2 protein-coding genes are annotated in these 2,158 nt (G+C 65.1%); both read left to right on the top strand.

What is annotated here, in order from left to right:
* Window positions 1-143 precede the first annotated feature (143 nt).
* The gene (locus VI056_06715) at window positions 144-1,847 is read left to right on the top strand and encodes a peptide ABC transporter substrate-binding protein (GenBank protein ID HEY6202718.1); all 1,704 of its coding nucleotides are present in this window, start codon (window positions 144-146) and stop codon (window positions 1,845-1,847) included.
* 29 nt (window positions 1,848-1,876) lie between these two features.
* The coding region (locus tag VI056_06710) for an ABC transporter permease (protein ID HEY6202717.1) at window positions 1,877-2,158 on the top strand (282 nt) is incomplete at its 3' end.

Here is a 2,158-nt window from a genome sequence, read left to right as displayed (position 1 = left end):
CACCCCCTTCCGGAAGCAAGCTTCGGCGGGATGCTAGTTCTGGCCGCAACCGGCGGCACGGTGAACAGTCCCTTAGCGGTGGGGGTAGCACAATGAGCCGGTCCGGCGCGCGACTGCGGGGAGCCGGCGTGGGAGGGTGTCACATGAGACGTCTATCGATCGCCTTCGCGGCGTTTGGGCTCGTCATCGCAGCCTGCACGGCGGCGCCGCCGTCGAATGTCACGACCTCGTCCGCGCCAAGCGCCTCAGCGGCCGCGACGCCGACGCGCGGCGGCACCGCCATCATCGCGATCTGGCAGGAGCCGTCGACGCTGGCGGCTCATTACGCGAACCAGACGGTCACCGACGTCGTGAACTTCGGTGTGATCGAGGGCCTCACCTCGACGACGACCGACGGCGAGTACATCCCGAACCTCGCCAAGAGCGTACCGACCGTCGCCAATGGCGGTGCCAAGGTGAGCGCCGACGGCAAGAAGCTCGACGTCACGTGGGAGCTCAAGCCGGGCATCAAGTGGTCGGATGGAACGCCGCTCACGAGCGCGGACATCAAGTACACCTGGGAGATCTGGATGAAGGACCCCAAGACGAACAGTCGTACGGGGTTCAGCGAGATCGAGTCCATCGATCTCCCGAACGACGTGACCGCCGTCGTCCACTACAAGTCCGTCTACGCGCCGTATCCGAACAACTTTTTCTCGCTCATGCCGAAGGCGCTTCTCGAGAAGGAGGCGGACATCAGCAAGACGGACTACGTCCGCAGGCCGCTGGGCACCGGTCCCTTCAAGGTGACGGAGTTCAAGGCCGGCGATTCGATCACGCTCGAAAAAAACATGAACTACCGCGGCGCACCAGACAAGCCATACCTCGACAAGATCATCTTCAAGAGCGTGCCCTCGAGCCAGGTCGCGCTCGCGCAACTGCAGGCCGGCGAGGTCCACGCGATGTGGAACCTCACCGAAGCGCAGACACCCGACGCCGAGAAGATGGCCGGAGTGGCCCTGCAGGTCGTGCCCGGACCGACCGTCGAGCGCATCGAGCTCAACACCGCGCAGAACAAAGAGAACCCCGACCCGAACAGCGTTCACCCGGTGCTGGGCGACATCGCGGTCCGCAAAGCGCTCCTCTATGCAACGCCGAAGCAGCAGATCATCGACAAGCTCCTCTTTGGCAAGGCCAAGGCGGGCTCGTCGCCGGTCTCTCAGGGATGGGCCGCGTACAAGGGAACGCAGGAGGGCTACGACCCGGCGAAGGCCAACGCGACCCTCGACCAGGCGGGCTGGGTCAAGGGGTCCGACGGCATCCGCAGCAAGGGCGGCGTCCGGGCGTCGCTCACCTACGCGACGACGACCGGCGACCAGCTGCGCGAGCGCGTGCAGCAGGCGCTGCTCGACGAGTGGAAGGCCGTCGGCATCGAGGTCAAGATCCAGAACCAGCCGTCGGCCGTGCTGCTCTCCGGATCCTGCGCGAGCAAGGATCCGCGCAAGCTCGGAACGTTCGATTTGGTGATGTACGCGTCCACACCCGCGATCGACCCGCATTCGACGATCGCGACGCGCTATCACTCCAAGCAGATCCCGACGGCCGCCGATTGCTCCGGCCAGAACTACACCCGGTTCAAGAACCCCGACGCGGACAAGGCGATCGAAGAAGCCGGAGCGACTCTCGATCTCGAGAAGCGGAAGGCCGCGTACGCCACGGCGATCAAGCTGCTCAACGACGCGTACGTGATCATCTGGATGTACGACCGGGCGAACATCGACGCACGGCGCACCGAGCTGCAGGGCTGGCAGCCCAACGTGTGGCAGCGGTTCACCTGGAACGTCGCGGACTGGTACCTGAAGAAATAACGGAAGAGGTCTAGAGGAGCGGCGGCGCCTTGGGACGCTACGTCGCGCGCCGGCTGTTGCAGGCGCTGCCGCTCCTCTTTGCGATCAGCGTCGTGTCCTTCGCGATCCTGAAGGCGACGCCCGGCGGGCCGCTCGCGGCATACGAAGGTAATCCTGACTTCACTGAAGCGGACCGCGTGCGTCTCGAGCACGCCTTTGGCCTCGACCGTCCGCTGCCGATCCAGTACCTGTCGTGGCTCGGCAGCTTCCTCACCCTCGACTGGGGATACTCGTTCTCGAGCCATCAGCCCGTGCTCACGCTGATCGGCGAA

It is taken from the genome of Candidatus Limnocylindria bacterium, assembly GCA_036523395.1.
Lineage (GTDB): Bacteria > Chloroflexota > Limnocylindria > P2-11E > P2-11E > CF-39.
Note: the sequence above shows the minus strand (reverse complement) of the source record. Positions and strands in the feature narration are given on the sequence as shown.

Excerpts from the sequence above, each read along its gene's own strand:
- VI056_06715 (HEY6202718.1), top strand. The coding sequence starts at position 144 with ATGAGACGTCTATCGATCGCCTTCGCGGCGTTTGGGCTCGTCATCGCA.